Raw genomic sequence first — 21,738 nt, forward strand, 5'->3', positions numbered from 1 at the left:
GTCCCGGCTCTGCGCCGCAACGCTTAGGAGCGTTGCAGCGCGTCCGGGACACGAGAGTGGTAAGTGCCTCCGCACTACTCCGCGCTGCTCACCAGCTTGATCCGCGGCGTCCGTGCCTCGGTCAGGCTGCGATAGGCCGCAAGATAGTCCAGCGCCATGCGCCGCGCGGTGAAGCGGGTCTCGAACTGCTTGCGGATCGCGGCGCGGTCGAGTTGCGGCAGGCGTTTCACCACACCGGCGGCGCTGATCACGTCCTCGACGATGAAGCCGGTCAGCCCATCGTCGATGATCTCCGGAACCGAGCCGCGGTTGAAGGCAACCACCGGCGTCCCACAGGCCATGGATTCGATCATGACGAGGCCGAACGGCTCCGGCCAGTCGATCGGCAGCAGGAGGCCGAGCGCGCCGCTCAGGAAGTCCGACTTCTCGTGATCGCTGATCTCGCCGATGAACTCGATCAGCGGATTGTTCTCGATCATCGGCCGGATCAGCTCGTCGTAATAATCCTGGTCGGCGCGATCGACCTTGGCCGCGATCTTGAGCGGAATGCCGCAATGGGTCGCGATCTTGATGGCGCGGTCGACGCCTTTTTCCGGCGCGATGCGGCCGAGCACGGCGAGATATTCCTGTTTCGCCGGCTTCGGCGTCAGCAGGGTCTCCGGCAGGCCGTGGTGGATGGTCGTCACCCAGTTCGCCTGCGGCACCGGCCGCCGCTGCGCGTTGGAGATCGAGATGACGGGCATCTTGGAGAAGGTTTTGAAGACCGGCTGATGCTCCGGCAGGTCGAGCCGGCCGTGCAGCGTGGTCACGAATGGCGTCGGCTGCCGGTGGAACAGCGACCACGGATAATAGTCGAGATGGAAATGGAGGAAGTCGAACTCCTCGTCGTCACATTTCTGCCGCACCCGCTCCAGCAGCACCATGTGCAGCGCATTGGGATCGCGCACGGAACCGTCGAGACGGAGCGCCTTCGGCCACAATGCATCCAGCTTGCCTGATGTCTGCGAGTCGCCGCTGGCGAACAATGTCACGTCGTGTCCAAGGGCTACCAGCTCCTCCGTCAACCAATGCACCACCCGCTCGGTGCCGCCATACAGCTTGGGTGGAACAGCCTCCGTCAACGGAGCTACCTGCGCGATGCGCATCTCACCATCTCCTCTGCGATCATGAACGTTGGAAGCCCCCGCGTGTCGGCACCGGCTATGCCAGCCAAGGGAACGTTCCCGCACTTGCGAAGTTCCTTTCTTCAAACGTTACATATTCGACACGTCGAGGGACCGTCGCGATGCTGCCACCAGATCTTCGCACATCGCCCGCATCCGCATGTCGTGATGACGTTGCCCGGGAACCGAGGCGAAGCGGTCGATGTTCACTCGGCCAGTAACGAAAACGAAAATCAGCATAACGGGGCGATAGCCATATGGATCAGCTTTCTGGATACGCGCGCAGGCCATTTGCCTTTGTCTTGCGCTATCTCCGGCGTCGTCTCGCCTCGCATCTGGTGATCCTGGCCGCCGTCGTGGCGGCAGTTGCCTGCTCAGTGGGCACCCAGTACGGCGTCAAATCCCTGGTCGACAGCCTGTCCGCCGGACCGGGGCAGGGCGGCAGCGTATGGCTGGCATTCATTCTGCTCATGTCGCTGATTGCGGCCGACAACTTCCTGTGGCGGATCGCCAGCTGGACGGCGAGCTTCACCTTCGTGCGTGTCACGGGTGATTTACGGCGTGACATATTTCGTCATCTGACCGGACATGCACCGAGCTACTTCTCGGACCGGATGCCCGGCATGCTGACAAGCCGCATCACGGCGACGTCGAATGCGGTGTTCACCGTCGAGAATATGTTCGTCTGGAACGTGTTACCGCCGTGCATTGCCACAATTGCGGCAATTGCCCTGATTGGAACCGTCAGTCCCTACATGGCCCTCGGCCTGGTCGTGATCGCCGGCGGCATGGTGGTTGCGATGTTCCATCTGGCAGCCGCCGGTAAGCCGCTGCATGACGATTTCGCCGACAAGGCCGCGGTGGTCGACGGCGAGATGATCGATGTCATCAGCAACATGCCCCTTGTCCGTGCCTTCTGCGGCATCGGCCACGAGCATGAGCGGTTCGACGCGACGGTGAACCGGGAGCTCACCGCGCGAAGCCGCAGCCTGCGTTATCTGGAAAAGCTGCGGCTGTTGCATGCCGCCATCACCGTGCTTCTGACGATCGCGCTGATGGCCTGGGCAATCACGCTGTGGCAGAAGGGTCAGGCGACGACCGGCGATGTCGTGCTGGTCTGTACGCTCGGCATCTCCATTCTGAGCGCCACGCGCGATCTTGCGGTGGCGCTGGTCGATGTCACCCAGCACGTCGCACGCCTGACCGAGGCGATCGCCACGCTGCTGGTGCCGCACGAATTGCGCGACCACCCCGAGGCCGAGCCTCTGGTGAAGAGCGGCGCTGCAATCGCGTTCAACAACGTCACCTTCGGCTATCCCGGCGGCGAGAAGATCTTCGAGCGGTTCAGCCTGCGCCTCCAGCCAGGCCAGCGCGTCGGCCTCGTCGGGCATTCCGGCGGCGGCAAGTCGACCCTGTTCACGCTGCTCCAGCGCTTCTACGACGTCGACGAGGGCAGCGTCACCATCGATGGCCAAGACATCTCCAAGGTGACGCAGCTGAGCCTGCGCGAGGCGATCTCCGTCGTGCCCCAGGACATTTCCTTGTTTCATCGCTCCATTCGCGAGAACATCCGCTACGGCCGGCCGAATGCGACCGACGACGAAGTGCTGCGCGCGGCGATCGCTGCGCGCTGCGACTTCGTCGAGAGCCTGCCTGACGGCCTCGACACCATGGTCGGCGACCGCGGTGTCAAGATGTCCGGCGGCCAGCGCCAGCGCATCGCCATCGCGCGTGCCTTCCTGAAGGATGCGCCCATCCTGCTGCTGGACGAGGCGACTGCCGCGCTCGACAGCGAGTCCGAGGAGGCGATCCGCGAGGCGCTGTCGCGCCTGATGCGCGGCCGCACCGTGATAGCGATCGCCCATCGGCTGGCGACGCTGCGTAATTTCGACCGCGTGGTGGTGCTGAGAAATGGTAAGATCATCGAGGACGGCTCGCCCGAGCGTCTGATGCAGGGCCACGGGCCGTATCGTGAGCTGGTCACGCAGGAAATGAGCCGGCTCGCGCAAGCTGCCGCGTAAACCAATAGTCGCGTTCTCGAGTCGGTTGCGTTCTGAAACAGGCGCAGGGGAGCAGCTCATGTCGGCCGAAGCCGTCACCCAATTCGTCTCCGTGACGCGGACCTCGGAACAGGTCGCGGAACAACCCTTCTATATTCCGATGACGGGGCCGTCGGCACGGCCGCGGCGTTCGCTCAAGCACGATGACACTTTCATCGTGCTCGACAGCCATGGCGACATCGGCGCATCCGCCGGCGGGCCGGACGGCCTGTTCCATCACGATACGCGCTACCTCGCGCGGCTCGAGCTCGTGCTCGACGATCTCCAGCCGCTGCTGCTCGGCTCGAACCTGCGCGACGACAATTCGGCGTTGACCGTCGATCTCACCAATCCGGACATCTACCGGCAGGGCAGCCTCGTTCTCCAGAAGGACCTGCTGCACATCGTGCGCACGGTCTTCCTGTGGCGCGGCACGGCCTATCAGCGCATCGGCGTGCAGAACCATGGCGACCGGCGCGCCTGCGTCGACCTGACGCTGCTGTTCGGCAACGACTTCGCCGATCTGTTCGAGGTCCGCGGCGAGCGGCGGCCGCGCCGCGGGATCGGAACCAGCCGGCTGCTCGGGCCGACCCACGTCCTGTTCGAATATCGCGGCCTCGACGAGGCCGAACGTACCACCGGACTGCATTTCGATCCGCGTCCGACGCGGCTCTCGGCCAATGCCGCGACCTGGGAGCTCGACCTGGAGCCGCACCAGGCCAAATCGCTGTTCGTGGCCGTGTCCTGCAACCGGCCGGTGACGGAAAAGCCGGTACGGTTCTTCCCGGGCCTGCTGGCGCACCGCCGCGAGATGCGGCAGTCGACCATGGGCGCGGCCAGCATCGAGACCTCCAACAACATCTTCAACGAGGTGCTGTGCCAGGCCATGGCCGACCTCAACATGCTGATGACCGAGACGCCGCAGGGGCGTTACCCCTATGCCGGCATCCCCTGGTACTCGACGACCTTCGGCCGCGACGGCCTCATCACGGCGCTCCAGATGCTCTGGATCGATCCGCGCGTCGCCAAGGGGGTCCTGCGCCGGCTCGCGCATTTCCAGGCCAGGGCGATCGACCCGCTCGCGGATGCTGCGCCCGGAAAGATCCTGCACGAGATGCGCGGCGGCGAGATGGCGGCGCTCGGGGAGGTGCCGTTCGCGCATTATTACGGCAGCGTCGATTCGACCGCGCTGTTCGTGCTGCTCGCGGGAAGCTATTTCGAGCGCACCGGCGACGAGGCTACGCTGATCGAGCTGTGGCCGGCGATCGAGGCGGGGCTGGCCTGGATCGACGGCCCTGGTGATCCCGACCAGGATGGGTTCGTCGAATATCAGCGCGCGACCGAGAAGGGGCTGGCGAACCAGGGCTGGAAGGATTCCTACGACGCGATCTTCCATGCCGACGGCCAGCTTGCTGAGGGCAATATCGCGCTCGCGGAGGTCCAGGGCTACGTTTTTGCTGCGAAGCAGCTCGCGGCGCGTTGCGCGCTGCGGCTCGGCAAGCCGGACCGCGCGCGCAAGCTCGAGGCCGAAGCCAGAGCACTCGCCGAGCGCTTCGAGGAGGCGTTCTGGTGCGAGGAGCTCGGCACCTATGCGCTCGCGCTCGACGGCGAGGAGCGGCCCTGCAAGGTGCGGACCTCGAACGCCGGGCAGGTCCTGTTTAGCGGCATGATCCGTGAGGATCGCGCCCGCCTCGTCGCCGCCGATCTGATGGGGCCGCATTTCTTCTCGGGCTGGGGCATTCGCACCGTCGCGCAGGGCGAGGTGCGCTACAATCCGATGTCCTATCATGACGGGTCGATCTGGCCGCACGACAATGCGCTGATTGCGCTCGGGCTCGCGCGCTACGGCCTCAAGCATTCAGTGGCGCATGTCTTCAAGGGGCTGTTCGATGCCGCGACCTATATGGACCTGCGCCGGTTGCCCGAATTGTTCTGCGGCTTCCGGCGCGAGAAGCGGCGCGGCCCGACGCTCTACCCGGTCGCCTGCGCGCCGCAGGCCTGGGCCAGCGCGACGCCGTTCACGCTGCTGGAGGCGGCGCTCGGCCTCGAGTTCGACGTGGCGCGCGGCGAGATTCGCCTGCGCAATCCGCATCTGCCGGCGTTCCTCAACGAGGTGATCCTGCGCGATCTGCGCCTCGGCGAATCCAGCGTCGATCTTCGCGTCAGCCGCCACGGCGACGACGTGGCGCTGGAGGTGCTGCGCACACGCGGCCAGATCCAGGTCTCGATCGTGCTGGCGCGCTAGCGGTGCATCGTGAGGAGGGTGTCATGCGTGCGACCGGAGCGTTGATCCTGAGCGTGGCGATCGTGACCGGCCTGACGGTCGCACCATTGCGCGCCGCGGAGGATCAGCCCGCAGGCCGGAATGAAGCGAACGTGCCGCCGACGGCACCGCCGGTCTCGACCGTTCCGGTGACGCCCAAGGATGCCGCGCCGCCACCCTCGGTGACCATCATCGGCGCGAGCGAGGCCCACGGCGTGCTCGGCCGCGACGTTCGCAGCGCCGCCGGCGAGGACATGGGCCGTATCGTCGACGTCATCGTCGATCGCACCGGCCATGTGCGGGCCGCGGCGATTGATTTCGGCGGCTTTCTCGGCGTCGGCAGCCGCAAGATCGTGGTGGACTGGAACGCGCTGCGCTTCGGCAAGATCGCCAACAAGAAGGACAGCATCACGCTGGAATTGACCAAGGCGCAGGTCGCGGCCGCGCCGGAATACAAGGAGGACACGCCGATCGTCGTGCTCGGCGCGTCCGGCAGCCTTCAGCCGCTGCAAGCGATCCAGTGAGGTGCCGGGAGGGCTCATCGCCTGTGCTGTTGTCGAGGAAGCCGAACCATGCGGAGCACGGCGCCCGCGCCGAGCAGGACAAGGTCGCCGCGCCGTCGGCCGCGGCTATTCCGGCGCCCTCGCGCCAGAGCCTGCGCGGCCTCGACTGGTTCATCTTCTTCCTCGCCGACGTGCAGACCGGCTTCGGCCCCTTCATCGCGGTCTACCTCACGACGCAGAAATGGACCCAGGTCGAGATCGGCCTCGTGCTGTCAATCGGCGGCATCGTCGCGTTGATCGGGCAGATGCCGGGCGGCGCGATCATCGACGCCGCGAAGTCGGAGCGCCTGGTCGCCGCCCTCGCGATCGCGACCATCGGCGTCTGCGCGCTTGCCTATGCCGCCATGCCGATCTTTCCGGTCGTGGTTGCCGCCGCGACCTTGCACGCGGCGGCGAGCTGCGTGCTCGGGCCGGCGATCGCCGCGATCAGCCTTGGCCTCGTCGGCCCGCTCGCGATCGGCGAGCGGCTCGGCCGCAACGCGCGCTTCGCCTCGCTGGGCAATGGCGTCGCGGCGGCGGTGATGGGCACCGCGGGCTATCTCCTGTCGAGCCGCTCCGTGTTCCTGGTCACTTTCCTGCTCGCGATCCCGACCCTGATCGCGCTCTCGCGCATCCGCGAGAACGAGGTCGACATCAGGCGCTGTCACGGCGAGATGCCGCCTGAAGCCGCGGACCGCGGCGATACCAACGTCTGGCACCTGATCCGGCAGCGTCCGTTCATCGTCTTCGCGCTCAGCGTGCTGTTGTTGCAGCTCGCGAACGCCGCGATGATGCCGCTGATGGCGAGCGCGGTGACGGCGCGGTCGAGCCAATGGGCGACCGTGCTCGTCGCCGCCTGCATCATCGTGCCGCAGGCGATCGTGGCGCTGCTGTCGCCGACGGTCGGGCGCAAGGCGCAAGCGTGGGGCCGGCGTCCGCTGCTCCTGATCGGATTCGGCGCGTTGACGATTCGCGGACTGCTGTTTGCGACCGTGCGCGATCCCTACCTGCTGGTGCTGGTGCAGGTGTTCGACGGCTTCACCGCGGCGGTGTTTGCGGTCATGATTCCGCTGATCGTGGCCGACGTCGCCTTCGGCAGCGGTCATTTCAACCTGGCGCAGGGGATCGTGGGGACTGCGACCGGCATCGGCGCATCGCTGAGCACGGTGCTCGGCGGCTATGTCAGCGATAAGTTCGGCAATGCCACCGCATTCATCGGGCTGTCCGGCGTCGCCGCGACGGGGCTGCTTCTGATCCTGGTGATGATGCCGGAAACCCGGCGCACGGCCTGATCGCGGCAAAGGAGAAGGCCGGCCGAATCGGATTCGGCCGGCCAAGTCACGGGGGGAGAAAACCGATCAGGCGTCGAGATTGTGCAGGCGCTGGCGGTTGCGCAGCACGATCTGGCGGGCGCCGGAGAAACCGAGAATGCCCTGGGCGTGAAGCTGCGACAGTGCGCGCGACACGGTTTCGAGGGTGAGGCCGAGATAGTCGCCGATATCGCGGCGGCACATCGGCAGCGCCATCATGCCGGCAACGGCGAGGCGGCGGTCCATTTCGAGCAGGAAGGTCGCAACACGCTCCATCGCGGTCTTGCGGCCCAGGAGCAGCATGTGGTCCTCGGCATGACGAAGCTCACCGGCGGTCATCGTCCAGAGCTTGCGGGCAACCTGCACGTCGGTGCCGGCGGCCTTCTCGAGGCTCGCGCGCTTCACGAGGCGGACGGTGGTGTCGATGATGGCTTCCGCGGCGAGGCGGTGAGTGGGACCGGATTCGAGGCCGAACACGTCGCCGGCGAGATGGAAGGCGCCGATCTGACGGCGGCCGTCGGAGAGAAGCTTGTAGCTGCGCACCGCGCCGGTGACCACCTGATAGACGTATTCGGACGCCTCGTCCTCGCCGTAGATCTCCTCGTCCTTGCCGTAGGAGAACTCGGTGGCGACCAGGCCGACGTGGCCCGTGATCGCGCCGAACTGGTCGGTTACGGGGTGGGCAGGGGCAATCTTGCCACCGATTTGGGTGTTGATCGCCTGGGTGTTGATTGTCTGGGTCAGCATCTGCGCCATCTCCGTTGTGATGGCGCTTTCCTACGCGGTATCGGGGGCTTCGAAAATTTCGAGCGATATCTTAAGGAGGGTGCCTTACGTAGAATCCCGTAGGTCAGGCGCGGGTGCGGTCCTGGATGGCGCGGCGGATGCACTTGACCAGGTTTTCGTCGAGTAGCGGCTTCAAAACAACGTCCTTGATGCCCGCCGTCGCCGCCCTGGCCGAGATGTTCTCGTCGGGATAGCCGGTGATCAGGACCACAGGCGCGTCGCGGTCGGATTTGCGCAAGCGGCCGGTTAGCTCGATGCCATTGATGTCTGGCATCTTGTAGTCGATGACGTAGCAGTCCGGTCCGGGCGCGCTGACATTGAGCAGCGCCGTGCCGCTCCTGAAGGTCCGCACGGCGAAGCCGTCGGTCTCCAGCAGGAACCGCAGGGATCCCAATACGGCGGCATCGTCGTCGACCACAAAGACGGTGGGCTGTGGGGAGGACGACGTCCACGCACGATGTGAGCTGACCTCGATCATGCTTTCCGGTTAGCATGGCCCCGAAAAGGCGCTTTGACTTGCCTCAATCGTTGAGCATGCCGGCGCGCATCGCCAGGCGGACCAGTTCTGAAAGGCTGCTCGCCTGCATCTTGGTCATGACGTTGGCCCGGTAGACCTCGATGGTGCGCGGGCTGATGTCGTATTCGCGGGCGATCAGCTTGTTGGAGAGGCCCGCGACCAGCCCCTCCATGACCTGGCGCTCCCTGGGACTCAAGGACGCGACGCGGGCGGCGATGTCCTGCGCGACGGCTTCGTTCTTGGCGGCGGGCTCGGCCTGGCGGATCGCCGAATCGATCATGGCGGTGAGACGGTCGTCATCGAAAGGTTTTTCCAGGAAATCGACTGCGCCGAGCTTCATGGCTTCGACCGCGAGCGGCACGTCGCCGTGACCGGTCATGATCACGATCGGGAAGGGGCTTTGCTGCGCCTTCATCCGCTTCAGCAGCTCGATTCCGTCGAGGCCGGGCATGCGCACGTCGGAGACCACGCAGCCGAAATCGAGGCCCGGCAGGGCTTCGAGAAAGGCCAGGGCATCGTCGAACAGGGTGACGCCGAAACCGGCGGAATCCAGCAGGAAATTCAACGAGTCCCGCATCGCTGCATCGTCGTCGATGACGTAGACATGTCCCTTGGTCGTCATGATTCAGCTCTCGTCGGTTGCCGGCAAGGTGAAGCGGAATGTCGCTCCACCCGCCGCGTTGCTCTCGGCCCACATGCGGCCGCCGTGAGCCTCGATGATCGAACGGCTGATGGACAGTCCCACGCCCATGCCGGTGTCCTTGGTGGTGAAGAAGGTCTGGAACAGGTTCGGAATGACGTCGTCCCGGAAGCCCGAGCCGGTGTCGGAAACCTCAACCTCGATCATGTCGTCAGCGACGCGAGCGTTGGCGACGACGAGCTCGCGCCGCGGCGACTGCGCCATTGCTTCCAGCGCATTGCGGAACAGATTGACCAGCACCTGCTGGATCTGCACCCGGTCGGCAAGGACGAGATCGGCGTCAGGATCGAGGCTGAAGCGGAGCTGCACGTTCTGCTCGCGCGCGCCGGCGAGCCCGAGTGCGCCGGCTTCCTCGATCAGCTTCGACAGGCTCTCGACCCGCTTTTCCGATTCGCCGCGGGAGACGAAGTCGCGCAGCCGGCGGATGATCTGGCCGGCACGCAAGGCCTGCTCCGCCGCCCGATCGAGCGCGCTTTCGACCTTCGCCGAGTTGGGATCGCTGCTGCCGGCGAGGAGGCGCCGCGATCCCTTCATGTAGTTGCTGATCGCCGCCAGCGGCTGGTTGAGTTCGTGGGCGAGCGCGGAAGCCATTTCGCCCATTGCGGTCAGCCGCGACACATGCACGAGCTCGGCTTGCAGTTCCTGGAGCCGCGCCTGGGTCCGCTGGTGCTCGGTGAGGTCCCGCACGAAGCCGGTGAAATGGGGCTCGCCCGCGCGTTGCGTCTGCCCGACGGAGAGATGCATCGGGAAGGTCGTGCCGTCGCGGCGCTTGCCCGTCACAATCCGGCCGATGCCGATAATGTGCGGATCGCTCGTCCTGAGGTAGCGCGCAAGATAGCCGTCATGACGCGACTGATCGGGCTCCGGCATGAGAATGCTCACGTTTCGGCCGATGGCTTCCTGCTTGCTGTAGCCGAACAGCCGCTCCGCGGCGCTGCTGAAGAGCTGCATGATGCCGCGCGAATCGATGACGATCATGGCGTCGGGCACCGTTTCGAGAATCGAGCGAAGATGATTCTCCTGGGAGCGCAGGGCCTCCTCGAGCTGCTTTTCCTCGTTGATGTCGAGGAATATCCCGCTGAGATGACGTGGCGTGCCCGAATCGTCCCGGATCACGCCGGCCCTGGCCCGGATCCATTGACCGTCTCCGGACGCGGTGCCGAGCTTGAAGGACAGATCAAGCTCCCCGCCGCCTTCCGAGGTGCGCCCGATCGCCCTCAGGAAATTGTCCCGGTCGCTCGGCTCGAGCAGGGACAGAAAGAGATCGTAGCTGACGGCCCGATCCCGCTCGAGGCCAAACAGCCGCTTGGCCATCTCCGACCATTCAAGCTCGCGCGTCTTCAGATCGAGGTCCCAGGTGCCCACCCCGAATCCCTCGATGCGGCCCCGGAAATGCTCGCCACGAACCTCGTCTGCCGGATGGGTCACGCGGTTCGGCGCCAAGCTCTGCTCCTGTTCTCAGCGGGCAGGCAGGATGCCTTTACCGCTACGGCAATTTCGCCCAAGGCTCGCCCAGAGGCAAGCGCGGACGTTGAATTCGCGGCCGTATCTCTCATCGAACAGCGAGAGAGCCAGAAAACGCCCGTTTGATCTATCTCATCCTGCCGCGCGGCAGCAGGCTTACGATTTGAGAAAGTTTGGTGATGCTGGAGATACCCGATGACATACGCGACCGTCATGGTCAGCTTGGCGCTCGATCAGCCCAACGAAGCGCGTCTTCAGGTCGCGGGGGAACTCGCCGAGCGCTTCGAGGCTGCCATCGTCGGGGTCGCCGCAGCGCAGTTCGCGCCGCCGCTCTATTTCACCGACGGCACCGAGGCGCAGGCGCTGATCGACGAGGGCGAAGCTTCGGTCAAGCGGCGGTTGGCCGACCTTGAAGCACAATTCCGCGCAGCGACGAAGAATCGCGGCGGACACGTCGAGTGGCGCAGCGCAATGGATTTTCCGACGCGATTCGTGCTGGCGCAGGCGCGTTGCGCCGACATCGTCGTCAGCGGAGGGCGGAGCCCGGCCTTCTCCGATGCTTTCTCGCTCGCGAGCCCCAAGGATCTGGTGCTGCAGGCCGGCCGTCCGCTTCTCGTCGTCCCCGATCGGGCCAACTGGCTCGACCTGCGCAACGTGCTGGTGGCGTGGAAGGACACGCCGGAGGCGCGGCGGGCGGTGGCGGCCGCGCTGCCGTTGCTGCGCAAGGCGAGGGACGTCACCATCGTTGGAATTCCAGAGCAGGACGACGACCGCTCGGCCGTGATGGCCGGCGTCATCGACGTCGCCGCCTGGCTCGGCCGTCACGGCGTCACCGCGACCGCGCGCGTCTCGGAGGCCGCAAGAGACGAAAGCCCGGCGGCGCATCTGGAGAAGGTCGCCGGCGACGTCGGTGCCGGCCTGATCGTCGCGGGCGCCTATGGTCATTCGAGATTTCGTGAGCTGATCCTCGGGGGCGTCACCCAGTATCTGGTCACGCAAACCGCCCGGAGCGTGCTGCTGTCGCACTGACCGCCGCCCAGTCAGTATCGAACGAGGAGGACGCGTCATGTACAAATTTCTTGAACAGACTGTCGACGGCTACATGACGCGCAACGTCAAAACGGTGCAGCGCAGCCTCGATTTGTTCCAGCTCAGCGAGATGTTCGAGACCGACGATTTCAACTCCTATCCGGTCGAAGACGACGGGCAGGTGGTCGGCATCGTCACCAAATTCGACATCCTGAAGTGCTTCGCCTTCACGCCGACCCAGATGTTGCCGCGCTATGATGACCTGATGAGACGCAAGATCGGCGACGTCATGACTCCCGAGTTCATCTATGTCGGCCCCGACACGCGGCTGACACGCGTGCTCCAGATCATGGTCGAGCACCGCATCAGGAGCATCATCGTGCTCGACGGTGCACAGAAGCTGGTCGGCATCATCGCCCGTGAGGACGTCATCGCGGCGCTCAAGGCGACGGCGCGGGACTGACGTCTGGATCCTTCGGTCCACCTCCGTGATTTCACGGAGGTGGAACCTTCGCTAGCCGCCTCATCCTTCGAGACGGCGCTTACGCGCCTCCTCAGGACTAATCGGCGCCGGCGCGTCATGAAAACGTTGCCACCCACTCAGTCCTCATCCTGAGGAGCCCGCCCCAAGCGGGCGTCTCGAAGGATGGCCGCAGGGACAAACTCTCGCATGCGATGCGTGCGCGCGGGAAGAATTGGCGGCGCATTGCCTCACATTAACAGAAATCCATCCAGCTTGATTTCAATCAATTCCCCGAGAGGATGAATGTGATTTCTGGCGTTGTGTTCTTTCAGAGAGAATCCGCATGAGCCAGCCCTCCATCCCCAAATCCATGACCATCGGTGAAAGCGGCTTGGCTGTCGTGTTCGCAGTCACCGCTTTTCTTTGCGTGATCGCCTCGGCCAAGGCGCTCGATGCGCCCTTCGCCTTTCACGCCGCGCTCAGCGCGGCGGCGAGCCTGGCTGCGGTGTTCTTCATCGTCAACCGCTACTTCGAACGGCCGGCGGCGTTGCCGCCCCAGGAAATCAACGGCCGCCCGAACTACAACATGGGGCCGATCAAGTTCTCCGCCTTCATGGCGATGTTCTGGGGCATTGCCGGATTCCTCGTCGGCCTCATCATCGCCTCGCAGCTGGCCTGGCCCGCGCTGAACTTCGACCTGCCCTGGATCAGCTTCGGCCGCCTGCGGCCGCTGCACACCTCCGCCGTGATCTTCGCCTTCGGCGGCAACGTCTTGGTCGCGACCTCCTTCTACGTGGTGCAGAAGTCCTGCCGCGCGCGCCTCGCCGGCGACCTCGCGCCGTGGTTCGTCGTGCTGGGCTACAACTTCTTCATTCTGATCGCCGGTACGGGCTATCTGCTCGGCGTCACCCAGTCGAAGGAATATGCCGAGCCGGAATGGTACGCCGATCTGTGGCTGACCATCGTCTGGGTCGTCTATCTGCTGGTCTTCCTTGCCACCATCTTCAAGCGCAAGGAGCCCCACATCTTCGTCGCGAACTGGTTCTATCTCGCCTTCATCGTGACGATCGCGGTCCTGCATCTCGGCAACAACCCCGCGCTCCCGGTCTCGGTGTTCGGCTCGAAGTCCTACGTCGCCTGGGGCGGCATCCAGGACGCCATGTTCCAGTGGTGGTACGGCCACAACGCGGTCGGCTTCTTCCTGACCGCCGGCTTCCTCGCCATCATGTACTACTTCATCCCGAAGCGGGCCGAGCGGCCGATCTATTCCTACCGGCTCTCGATCATCCACTTCTGGGCGTTGATCTTCCTCTACATCTGGGCTGGCCCGCACCATCTGCACTACACGGCGCTGCCCGACTGGACGCAGACGCTGGGCATGACCTTCTCGATCATGCTGTGGATGCCCTCCTGGGGCGGTATGATCAACGGCCTGATGACACTGTCGGGCGCCTGGGACAAGCTGCGCACCGATCCCGTGCTGCGCATGCTCGTGGTCTCCGTCGCCTTCTACGGCATGTCGACCTTCGAAGGCCCGATGATGTCGATCAAGGTGGTCAACTCGCTCAGCCACTACACCGACTGGACCATCGGTCACGTGCACTCCGGCGCGCTCGGCTGGGTCGGCTTCGTCTCCTTCGGCGCACTCTACTGCCTGGTGCCGTGGGCCTGGAATCGCAAGGGCCTCTACAGCCTGAAGCTCGTCAACTGGCACTTCTGGATCGCGACCCTCGGCATCGTTCTCTACATCTCGGCGATGTGGGTGTCCGGCATCCTCCAGGGCCTGATGTGGCGCGCCTACACCTCGCTCGGCTTCCTCGAATATTCCTTCATCGAGACCGTCGAGGCGATGCATCCCTTCTACATCATCCGCGCCGCCGGCGGCGGCCTGTTCCTGATCGGCGCGCTGATCATGGCCTACAATCTCTGGATGACGGTTCGCGTCGGCGAACAGGAAGCCCAGATGCCCGTCGCTCTTCAGCCGGCGGAATGAGGAGCTAAAGAAATGTCGTTCTGGACACGCCACCAAATCTTCGAAAAGAACTCGATCATCCTGGTCGTCGGCATCCTGCTGGTGATCGCGATCGGCGGTCTCGTCGAGATCACGCCGCTGTTCTACCTCAAGAGCACGATCGAGAAGGTCGACGGGGTCAGGCCCTACACGCCGCTGGAGCTCGCCGGACGCAACGTCTACGTCCGCGAGGGCTGCTACCTCTGCCATTCGCAGATGGTCCGGCCGCTGCGTGACGAGGTCGAGCGCTACGGCCACTTCTCGCTCGCCGCCGAGAGCATGTTCGACCATCCGTTCCAGTGGGGCTCCAAGCGCACCGGTCCGGACCTCGCCCGCGTCGGCGCCAAATATTCCGACGACTGGCACGTGACCCATCTGACCAACCCGCGCGCGATCGTGCCGCAGTCGGTGATGCCGGGCTATCCGTTCCTCAGCAGGGCCGAGGTCGACCCGGACGCGATCGCTGGCGACATGCGCACGCTCAGGACGGTCGGCGTCCCCTACAGCGACGAGCAGATCGCCAACGCCGCCGTCGACCTGAAGGCTCAGGCCGATCCGGACAACGCCGGCACCGATGCCTTCGGCAAGCGCTACGCCAAGGCCGTCGTGCGCAATTTCGACGGCAAGACCGGCACGCCGACGGAGATGGACGCGCTGATCGCGTACCTGCAGATGCTCGGCACGCTGGTCGACTTCAAGATCTACAACGAGAAAGCCAATCTTCGCTGAGAAGGCATGAACGATGAAAGCCATCCTGACCGTCCATAATCTTGCGTCCGATCTCGTGACGACGATCTGGACACCGGTGTTCGTCGCGATCTTTCTCGCGATCGTCGCCTACGCATTCTGGCCCCGTAATAAGGCTGTGTTCGACAAAGCGGCGCACCTGCCGTTGCGGGAGGAGTAGAGAACCATGACCGATCATTCTAGCGACATCGATTCCGTCTCCGGCAAGTCCACGACCGGACACGAGTGGGACGGCATCAAGGAGCTCAATACGCCGCTGCCGCGCTGGTGGGTGATCACCTTCTATCTCACCATCGTCTGGTCGATCGGCTACTGGATCGTCTATCCGGCCTGGCCGCTGATCTCCAGCAACACCACCGGCGTGTTCGGCTACTCCTCGCGCGCCGACGTCGCGGTCGAGCTCGCCAACCTCGAGAAGATCCGCGGTGACAAGATGGCGGCGCTGGGAGCGGCCTCGCTCGCCGACATCGAGAAGGACCCGGCGCTGCTGGCGCTCGCCCGCGCCAAGGGCAAGACCGTGTTCGGCGACAATTGCGCGCCGTGTCACGGCTCCGGTGCCGCCGGCGCCAAGGGCTATCCCAACCTGAACGACGACGACTGGCTGTGGGGCGGCACGCTCGACCAGATCATGCAGACCATCCAGTTCGGCGCACGGTCCGGCCATGCCAAGACGCATGAGGGCCAGATGCTCGCCTTCGGCAAGGACGGTGTGCTGAAAGGCGACGAGATCGTCACGGTCGCCAATTACGTGCGGTCGCTGTCGGGCCTTTCCACCCGCAACGGCTATGACGCCGCCAAGGGCCAGAAGATCTTTGCGGAGAATTGCGCCGCCTGTCACGGCGATGCCGGCAAGGGTAACCAGGAGCTCGGCGCACCGAACCTGACCGACAAGATCTGGCTCTACGGCTCCGACGAGGCGAGCCTGATCGAGACCATCAGCCAGGGCCGCGCCGGCGTGATGCCGGCCTGGGAAGGCCGGCTCGATCCCGCCACCATCAAGGCGATGGCGGTCTATGTCCACTCGCTCGGCGGCGGCAAATAGCCGATCCGCGACCGACGACTTCCGGCGGGGGCGAAGAAAAGCGCCCCCGTTTGCGTTGGATCAAGGGCGTTTCCGGCGCCGGGTCTAGGTTTAATCGCACCTCTTGAAAGATTCAGCGATGAACAAGGCCGTCAATCCGAACGAACTCAAGCCAGCGGACGACAGCGGGCCACTCTATGCGGCCCGCAAGAAGGTCTACCCGCAGAGCGTCTCGGGCACGTTTCGGCGGATCAAATGGAGCCTGATGGCGGTCTGCCTCGGCGTCTACTATTTCCTGCCGTTCGTACGGTGGAATCGCGGCCTCGGCGCCCCCAGCCAGGCGGTGCTGATCGATCTTCCCAACAGCCGCTTCTATTTCTTCTTCATCGAGCTGTGGCCGCAGGAGGTCTACTACTTCACCGGCCTGTTGATCGTCGCCGCGGTGGCGCTGTTCCTGATGAATTCGGTCGGCGGCCGCATCTGGTGCGGCTATCTCTGCCCGCAGACGGTGTGGACCGACCTGTTCTACGCCGTCGAACGTCTGGTCGAGGGCGACCGGCGCGAGCGCATGAAGAAGGACAAATCGTCCGATCCGCTGAAGCTCGAGCGCATCTCCGAGATCGTGCTCAAGCATTCGATCTGGATCTTGATCGCGTGGTGGACCGGCGGCGCCTGGGTGCTCTATTTCAGCGACGCGCCGACGCTGGTGAAGGAGCTCGTCACCTTCCAGGCGCCGATGATCGCCTATGTCTGGATCGGCATTCTCACCGCGACGACCTACGTCCTCGCCGGCTTCATGCGCGAGCAGGTCTGCACCTATATGTGCCCGTGGCCGCGGATTCAGGCCGCGCTCACGGATGAATGGGCGCTCAACGTCACCTATCGCTACGACCGCGGCGAGAAGCGTACCTCCGTCAAGAAGGCCGCCGAGCTGCGCGCGCTCGGCCAGCAGGTCGGCGATTGCGTCGACTGCTATCAATGCGTCGCGGTCTGCCCGACCGGCATCGACATCCGCAACGGACCGCAGCTCGAATGCATCCAGTGCGGGCTCTGCATCGACGCCTGCGACAACGTGATGGCGAAGATCGGCCGGCCGAAGCGCCTGATCGGCTACGACAACGACATCAACATCCACCGCCGCCAGGAAGGCAAGGCGCCGATCTACCGCATCGTCCGCGCCCGCACCGTCGTCTACAGCGCGATCATCGCGGCGGTCGGCGGCATCATGATCTACACGCTCGCGACCCGCAGCCTGCTCGACGTCAACGTGCTGCACGACCGCAATCCGGTCGCGGTCAAGCTCAGCGACGGCTCGATCCGCAACGCCTACACGGTGCGGCTGCTCAACAAGAGCGGCTATGACCGCGTGATCGCGATCGACGCTGACGGGCCGGTCAATTCGACCGTTCACGTCGTCGGCGTCGATTCGGTGACCCCGGATCGGCCGATGATCGTGATCCCGCGCGACTCGACGAGCGAGCTCCGCCTTCTCGTCACCGCGCCGGCCGACAACAACCCGGAGAAGTCGATTCCGGTCAGCTTCCACGTCACGGACATCGGACTCGGCGTCGTCGCGTCCGCCACCGATAATTTCGTCTCGCCCTAAGGATCAGGAGACTGCCATGGCTTCCAAGCCTCTGACCGGAACCAAGGTCTTGCTGATGCTGGTCGCCTTCTTCGGCGTCGTGATCGGGGTCAACGGGACCATGATGAAGCTCGCGATCGCGACGCTGCCCGGCACCGACGTCGACAGCCCCTACGCCGCTGGCCTCGTCTATGACCGCGAGATCTCGGCGGCGCAGGACCAGGCCGCGCGCAAATGGAAGGTCAACGCCCATATCGAGCGCCGCAGCGACGGCGGCGCCTCGGTCCAGGTCGAAGCCCGCGATGCCGGCGGCCAGCCGATCTCCGGGCTCAAGTTCGGCGGCCGGTTGGAGCGGCCGACCGACAAGCGTGCCGACCTCGCCGTCGAGCTCACCGAATCCGGCATCGGTCTCTATCGCGGCAGTGCAGAGTCCGTCGCGCCGGGCCAATGGGACCTGGTGATCGAGGGCGAGGCGCGGGGAACACGCGTGTTCCTGTCGCGCAACCGCGTGATCCTGAACTGAAGGACTTCGTCATGCACGTCACGCGGGATTTCTCGCACTACGTCCGAAGCGCGGGTGAGGGCATTCAGCACATCGATCTCGCGGTCGAAGGCGTTCACTGCGCCGGGTGCATGGCCAAGATCGAACGCGGCCTGTCCGCCATTCCGGACGTCACGCTGGCGCGCGTGAACCTCACCGACCGCCGCGTCGCGCTGGAATGGAAGGCGGGCACGCTCGAGCCCGGCCGTTTCATCGATCGCCTCGAGGAGCTCGGCTACAAGGCCTATCCGTTCGAGACCGAAAGCGCTGAGGAGGCCGAGGTCGCCGAATCGCGTTTCCTGCTGCGGTGCCTCGGCGTCGCGGCATTCGCCACCATGAACGTGATGATGCTGTCGATCCCGGTGTGGTCGGGCAACGTCTCGGACATGCTGCCGGAGCAGCGCGACTTCTTCCACTGGCTGTCGGCGCTGATCGCGCTGCCGGCGGCGGCCTATGCCGGCCAGCCGTTCTTCCGCTCGGCCTGGCGCGCGCTGTCGGCGAAGACCACCAACATGGACGTGCCGATCTCGATCGGTGTGATCCTGGCGCTCGGCATGTCCGTGGTCGAGACCATCCACCACGCCGAGCACGCCTATTTCGACGCCGCGATCATGCTGCTGACCTTCCTCCTGGTCGGCCGCTTCCTCGACCAGAACATGCGGCGGCGGACCCGCGCGGTCGCCGGCAATCTCGCCGCGCTGAAGGCGGAGACGGCTGCGAAGTTCGTGGGCCCCGGCGAAATCTCGCAAGTGCCGGTAGCTGCCATCCATCCCGGCGACATCGTGCTGCTGCGGCCGGGCGAGCGCTGCGCGGTCGATGGCACCGTGATCGAGGGACGTTCCGAGATCGACCAGAGCCTGATCACCGGCGAGACGCTCTATGTCACGGCGGAGCAGGGCACGCCGGTCTATGCGGGATCGATGAACATCTCGGGCACGCTGCGGGTGCGGGTCTCGGCCGCCTCGGAGGCGACGCTGCTCGCTGAGATCACGCGGCTGCTCGACAACGCGCTGCAGGCGCGCTCGCGTTACATGCGGCTCGCCGACCGCGCCTCGCGGCTGTACGCGCCGGTGGTGCATGCCACCGCGCTTCTGACCATCCTCGGCTGGGTCATCGCCGGCGCGAGCTGGCACGACGCGATCGTCACCGGCGTTGCCGTCCTCATCATTACCTGCCCCTGTGCGCTGGGCCTTGCCATTCCGACCGTGCAGACGATCGCCTCCGGCGCGATGTTCAAGTCCGGGGTGCTGCTGAATTCCGGCGACGCGATCGAGCGGCTGGCGGAAGCCGACCACGTCATCTTCGACAAGACCGGCACGCTGACGCTGCCCGATCTCGAAGTGATGAATGCGGCCGACATCCCCGCCGACATCTTCGAGCTCGCGGGCCGGCTCGGGCTGTCGAGCCATCATCCGGTCGCCGCCGCCGTCGCTCAGGCTGCCGGTGCGAAGTCTCCGATCGTCGGCGCGGTCGAGGAACCCGGGCAGGGCGTCCGCGCTACCGTGGACGGCGTCGAGCTTCGCCTCGGCCGTCCGTCCTACTGCGGTGCCGAGGCGCTGGTCGGCGGTGCCACGCTCGATCCCGAAGCCTCCGTCGTCGCCTTCAGCAAGGGCAGCGAGAAATTCGTCCTCTCGGTGCGCCAGGGCCTGCGTCCGGATGCGCAGGCCGTGGTCGCGGCCCTGAAGGCGCGCAACATCGGCATCGAGATCCTGTCCGGCGACCGCGAGCCGGCGGTCAAGGCTGCGGCGCATGCGCTCGCCATTCCCGAATGGCGCGCCGGCGTCACGCCGGCCGGCAAGATCGCGCGGATAGAGGAGCTGAAGCAGCGCGGCGCCAAGGTGCTGATGGTCGGCGACGGCATGAACGATGCGCCGTCATTGGCGGCTGCCCATGTGTCGATGTCGCCGATCTCGGCCGCGCATCTCAGCCAAGCCACCGCCGATCTCGTCTTCCTCGGCCGGCCGCTCGCCCCAGTGGTTGCCGCGATCGATGCTTCGCGCAAGGCGCTGCACCTGATGCGGCAGAACCTCTGGCTTGCGATCGGCTACAACGTGCTTGCCGTTCCGGTCGCGATCAGCGGCATCGTGACGCCCCTGATTGCTGCAGCGGCCATGAGCGGATCCTCGATCCTGGTCATGCTGAATTCGCTGCGTGCCCGCAGCGCCTCGCGGGAGATCGTGTGATGGAGATCCTGGTCATCCTGGTGCCGCTGGCTTTGATGCTCGGAGGTGCCGGTCTCGTCGCCTTCCTCTGGTCGCTGCGCAGCGGCCAATACGACGATCTCGACGGCGCCGCCTGGCGCGCGATCGCCGACGACGAGCCGCCGCAGGAGGCCCCGGTCGAGCGTTAGCGCTTCAGGTCGAAGGTGAGCAGGGCCGCCAGCGCGAGCGCCACGCCCACACCGGCGACGCAGGCCTGCCAGCCCAAGGCATCGAACAGCCGGCCGAGCACGGCCGTGCCGACGAGCCCGCCGCAGAAATAACATGCAAGATAAGTCCCGCTGGCGATGCCGCGGTTGTCGGTTGCGGCCTGTCCGACGAAGCCGGTCGCGGCGGCCTGCGCGAAGAATGTGCCGACGCCGACCAGAACCATGCCGGCGAGCACCGTGCCCAGATGCGGAGCCAGCATCAAGGGCAGACCCAGCCCGGCGACAGCGAGCGCGCTCCAGATCGTGGGCCGCGTTCCCAGCCACGCGGCCACCTTGCCGGCCAGCAGCGTCGTGACGACCGACGGCAGGAAGACGAAATAGACGAGGCCCAGATCCATCATGCCCAGCGACAGCGGTGGCTGCACCAGCACGAAATTGACGAAGGTGAAGATGCCGATGAAGGCGAACAGGATGCAGAAGCCGATGCCGAAAGCGGCGCGCAGCCGCCGATCGCGCCAGTGCGCGATGGTGGCGGAGACCGGCGAAGCCGCCGGCATCATCGCATGCATCGGCCGCACGCGCTGGATGGTGAAATAGACCAGTAACGCGCCGGCCAGGTTCAGCGCTGCGAAGAAGTAGAAGTTCCAGGCGAGTCCGAGGCTATCGGCCACGGCCGCCGAGATCAGCCGGCCGACAAGGTTGGTGGCGACATTGCCGGTGATGTAGGCGGCAAACGCACTGCCGGCGTCCTTGGCACTGCATTGCTCGCCGAGATAAGCGAGGGTGAGCGCGAAGGCGGCCGCCATGCACAGGCCCTGCGCGACGCGCAGGACGGTGAAGACGGCAAGATTTGGCGCGGACGCCAGCAGGCCGGTGGGAATCGCAAGAAGTGCCAGGCTGAGCAGGATGCCCGTTCGCCGGTCGATATGCGGGCTGAAGAAGCCGACGACGAGACCTGCGACCGCCATGCCGAAGGTGCTGGCATTGACGGCAAAGCCCATCGCTGCGGGCGTGACGCCGTAGTGCCGCGTCAACGAGGGCAGGATCGCCTGCGTCGCGAAAAGGTCGACGACGGTCAGGAAGGCGGTGAGGCCGATCACGAGCGAGCGAAGCGCGAGACCAGGGGAATGCGCCTCGTTCGTCATCACGTCCGGTTCGATGGGAGCGGAAAGATCGGTCATGGCCTGAT

Annotated in this window: 20 protein-coding genes; 14 read left to right on the plus strand and 6 right to left on the minus strand. The window is 65.4% G+C overall.

The window, feature by feature from the left end; all coding sequences use genetic code 11:
• Positions 1-74 precede the first annotated feature (74 nt).
• The gene (locus EDE08_RS02385) at positions 75-1,145 is read right to left on the minus strand and encodes a glycosyltransferase family 4 protein (protein WP_131866786.1); all 1,071 of its coding nucleotides are present in this window, start codon (positions 1,143-1,145) and stop codon (positions 75-77) included.
• A 275-nt stretch (positions 1,146-1,420) separates the two neighbouring features.
• Here EDE08_RS02385 and EDE08_RS02390 point away from each other — a divergent pair, with 275 nt between their 5' ends.
• The 4 genes from EDE08_RS02390 to EDE08_RS02405 are packed head-to-tail and all read left to right on the plus strand — an operon-like array spanning position 1,421 to position 7,299.
• Positions 1,421-3,184, plus strand: coding sequence for an ABC transporter ATP-binding protein (locus EDE08_RS02390; RefSeq protein WP_131866788.1), 1,764 nt, complete (start codon positions 1,421-1,423; stop codon positions 3,182-3,184).
• 58 nt (positions 3,185-3,242) lie between these two features.
• Positions 3,243-5,447, plus strand: a complete 2,205-nt coding sequence (locus EDE08_RS02395) for an amylo-alpha-1,6-glucosidase (RefSeq protein WP_131866790.1) — start codon at positions 3,243-3,245, stop codon at positions 5,445-5,447.
• A 23-nt stretch (positions 5,448-5,470) separates the two neighbouring features.
• Positions 5,471-5,989: a PRC-barrel domain-containing protein gene (locus EDE08_RS02400; RefSeq protein ID WP_165935686.1), complete on the plus strand. Its 519-nt coding sequence runs from the start codon at positions 5,471-5,473 to the stop codon at positions 5,987-5,989.
• Between the two features lie 23 nt (positions 5,990-6,012).
• Positions 6,013-7,299 (plus strand): MFS transporter, encoded by a 1,287-nt coding sequence (locus EDE08_RS02405; RefSeq protein ID WP_165935685.1) that lies wholly within the window; start codon positions 6,013-6,015, stop codon positions 7,297-7,299.
• A gap of 66 nt (positions 7,300-7,365) precedes the next feature.
• On the opposite strand, the gene EDE08_RS02410 is transcribed toward EDE08_RS02405, so the two are convergent.
• The 4 genes from EDE08_RS02410 to fixL all read right to left on the minus strand — a co-directional run bounded on the left by EDE08_RS02410 (position 7,366) and on the right by fixL (position 10,763).
• Entirely contained in the window at positions 7,366-8,064 is a 699-nt protein-coding gene (locus EDE08_RS02410; protein WP_061878671.1) for a helix-turn-helix domain-containing protein, read from the minus strand.
• A 103-nt stretch (positions 8,065-8,167) separates the two neighbouring features.
• Positions 8,168-8,581: a response regulator transcription factor gene (locus tag EDE08_RS02415; RefSeq protein ID WP_131866796.1), complete on the minus strand. Its 414-nt coding sequence runs from the start codon at positions 8,579-8,581 to the stop codon at positions 8,168-8,170.
• Positions 8,582-8,624: 43 nt separating this feature from the next.
• Positions 8,625-9,242 (minus strand): response regulator FixJ, encoded by a 618-nt coding sequence (gene fixJ, locus EDE08_RS02420; protein ID WP_131866798.1) that lies wholly within the window; start codon positions 9,240-9,242, stop codon positions 8,625-8,627.
• Between the two features lie 3 nt (positions 9,243-9,245).
• Positions 9,246-10,763: a sensor protein FixL gene (gene fixL, locus EDE08_RS02425; protein ID WP_131866800.1), complete on the minus strand. Its 1,518-nt coding sequence runs from the start codon at positions 10,761-10,763 to the stop codon at positions 9,246-9,248.
• Positions 10,764-10,979: 216 nt separating this feature from the next.
• On the opposite strand from fixL, the gene EDE08_RS02430 reads away from it, so the two are divergent.
• From EDE08_RS02430 to ccoS, 10 genes are all read left to right on the plus strand, one after another.
• Positions 10,980-11,813, plus strand: a complete 834-nt coding sequence (locus EDE08_RS02430; protein ID WP_131866802.1) for a universal stress protein — start codon at positions 10,980-10,982, stop codon at positions 11,811-11,813.
• Between the two features lie 37 nt (positions 11,814-11,850).
• Positions 11,851-12,276: a CBS domain-containing protein gene (locus EDE08_RS02435; protein ID WP_131866804.1), complete on the plus strand. Its 426-nt coding sequence runs from the start codon at positions 11,851-11,853 to the stop codon at positions 12,274-12,276.
• Between the two features lie 343 nt (positions 12,277-12,619).
• Positions 12,620-14,269, plus strand: a complete 1,650-nt coding sequence (gene ccoN / locus EDE08_RS02440; RefSeq protein ID WP_131866806.1) for a cytochrome-c oxidase, cbb3-type subunit I — start codon at positions 12,620-12,622, stop codon at positions 14,267-14,269.
• A 12-nt stretch (positions 14,270-14,281) separates the two neighbouring features.
• Positions 14,282-15,016, plus strand: coding sequence for a cytochrome-c oxidase, cbb3-type subunit II (gene ccoO / locus EDE08_RS02445; RefSeq protein WP_131866808.1), 735 nt, complete (start codon positions 14,282-14,284; stop codon positions 15,014-15,016).
• Positions 15,017-15,029: 13 nt separating this feature from the next.
• A complete protein-coding gene (locus tag EDE08_RS02450; RefSeq protein WP_028179361.1) occupies positions 15,030-15,194 on the plus strand; it encodes a cbb3-type cytochrome oxidase subunit 3 in 165 nt (54 codons plus the stop codon).
• Positions 15,195-15,200: 6 nt separating this feature from the next.
• Positions 15,201-16,076 (plus strand): cytochrome-c oxidase, cbb3-type subunit III, encoded by an 876-nt coding sequence (ccoP, locus tag EDE08_RS02455; RefSeq protein WP_131866810.1) that lies wholly within the window; start codon positions 15,201-15,203, stop codon positions 16,074-16,076.
• Between the two features lie 118 nt (positions 16,077-16,194).
• Positions 16,195-17,661 (plus strand): cytochrome c oxidase accessory protein CcoG, encoded by a 1,467-nt coding sequence (ccoG, locus tag EDE08_RS02460; RefSeq protein ID WP_131866812.1) that lies wholly within the window; start codon positions 16,195-16,197, stop codon positions 17,659-17,661.
• Between the two features lie 16 nt (positions 17,662-17,677).
• The gene (locus tag EDE08_RS02465; RefSeq protein ID WP_131866814.1) at positions 17,678-18,163 is read left to right on the plus strand and encodes a FixH family protein; all 486 of its coding nucleotides are present in this window, start codon (positions 17,678-17,680) and stop codon (positions 18,161-18,163) included.
• Positions 18,164-18,174: 11 nt separating this feature from the next.
• On the plus strand, positions 18,175-20,364 hold the full coding sequence (locus EDE08_RS02470; RefSeq protein ID WP_131866816.1) for a cation-translocating P-type ATPase: 2,190 nt from the start codon (positions 18,175-18,177) through the stop codon (positions 20,362-20,364).
• Positions 20,364-20,531, plus strand: a complete 168-nt coding sequence (ccoS, locus tag EDE08_RS02475; protein ID WP_061878267.1) for a cbb3-type cytochrome oxidase assembly protein CcoS — start codon at positions 20,364-20,366, stop codon at positions 20,529-20,531. Before EDE08_RS02470 ends, ccoS begins: the two co-directional genes overlap by 1 nt.
• On the opposite strand, the gene EDE08_RS02480 is transcribed toward ccoS, so the two are convergent.
• A complete protein-coding gene (locus tag EDE08_RS02480; protein ID WP_131866818.1) occupies positions 20,528-21,730 on the minus strand; it encodes an MFS transporter in 1,203 nt (400 codons plus the stop codon). The two genes, ccoS and EDE08_RS02480, sit on opposite strands and share 4 nt — an antisense overlap.
• Between the last annotated feature and the right edge of the window lie 8 nt (positions 21,731-21,738).

The sequence above is a fragment of the Bradyrhizobium sp. R2.2-H genome (genome assembly GCF_004346455.1).
GTDB classification, from domain to species: Bacteria; Pseudomonadota; Alphaproteobacteria; order Rhizobiales; family Xanthobacteraceae; genus Bradyrhizobium; species Bradyrhizobium diversitatis.

Coding starts and splice junctions, on each gene's coding strand:
- EDE08_RS02430 (WP_131866802.1), top strand. CDS start 10,980: ATGACATACGCGACCGTCATGGTCAGCTTGGCGCTCGATCAGCCCAAC.
- EDE08_RS02400 (WP_165935686.1), top strand. CDS start 5,471: ATGCGTGCGACCGGAGCGTTGATCCTGAGCGTGGCGATCGTGACCGGC.
- fixJ (WP_131866798.1), bottom strand. CDS start 9,242: ATGACGACCAAGGGACATGTCTACGTCATCGACGACGATGCAGCGATG.
- EDE08_RS02390 (WP_131866788.1), top strand. CDS start 1,421: ATGGATCAGCTTTCTGGATACGCGCGCAGGCCATTTGCCTTTGTCTTG.
- EDE08_RS02480 (WP_131866818.1), bottom strand. CDS start 21,730: ATGACCGATCTTTCCGCTCCCATCGAACCGGACGTGATGACGAACGAG.
- ccoS (WP_061878267.1), top strand. CDS start 20,364: ATGGAGATCCTGGTCATCCTGGTGCCGCTGGCTTTGATGCTCGGAGGT.
- EDE08_RS02470 (WP_131866816.1), top strand. CDS start 18,175: ATGCACGTCACGCGGGATTTCTCGCACTACGTCCGAAGCGCGGGTGAG.
- ccoP (WP_131866810.1), top strand. CDS start 15,201: ATGACCGATCATTCTAGCGACATCGATTCCGTCTCCGGCAAGTCCACG.
- EDE08_RS02415 (WP_131866796.1), bottom strand. CDS start 8,581: ATGATCGAGGTCAGCTCACATCGTGCGTGGACGTCGTCCTCCCCACAG.
- EDE08_RS02385 (WP_131866786.1), bottom strand. CDS start 1,145: ATGCGCATCGCGCAGGTAGCTCCGTTGACGGAGGCTGTTCCACCCAAG.
- ccoN (WP_131866806.1), top strand. CDS start 12,620: ATGAGCCAGCCCTCCATCCCCAAATCCATGACCATCGGTGAAAGCGGC.
- EDE08_RS02395 (WP_131866790.1), top strand. CDS start 3,243: ATGTCGGCCGAAGCCGTCACCCAATTCGTCTCCGTGACGCGGACCTCG.
- EDE08_RS02465 (WP_131866814.1), top strand. CDS start 17,678: ATGGCTTCCAAGCCTCTGACCGGAACCAAGGTCTTGCTGATGCTGGTC.
- EDE08_RS02450 (WP_028179361.1), top strand. CDS start 15,030: ATGAAAGCCATCCTGACCGTCCATAATCTTGCGTCCGATCTCGTGACG.
- EDE08_RS02435 (WP_131866804.1), top strand. CDS start 11,851: ATGTACAAATTTCTTGAACAGACTGTCGACGGCTACATGACGCGCAAC.
- ccoO (WP_131866808.1), top strand. CDS start 14,282: ATGTCGTTCTGGACACGCCACCAAATCTTCGAAAAGAACTCGATCATC.
- EDE08_RS02410 (WP_061878671.1), bottom strand. CDS start 8,064: ATGCTGACCCAGACAATCAACACCCAGGCGATCAACACCCAAATCGGT.
- ccoG (WP_131866812.1), top strand. CDS start 16,195: ATGAACAAGGCCGTCAATCCGAACGAACTCAAGCCAGCGGACGACAGC.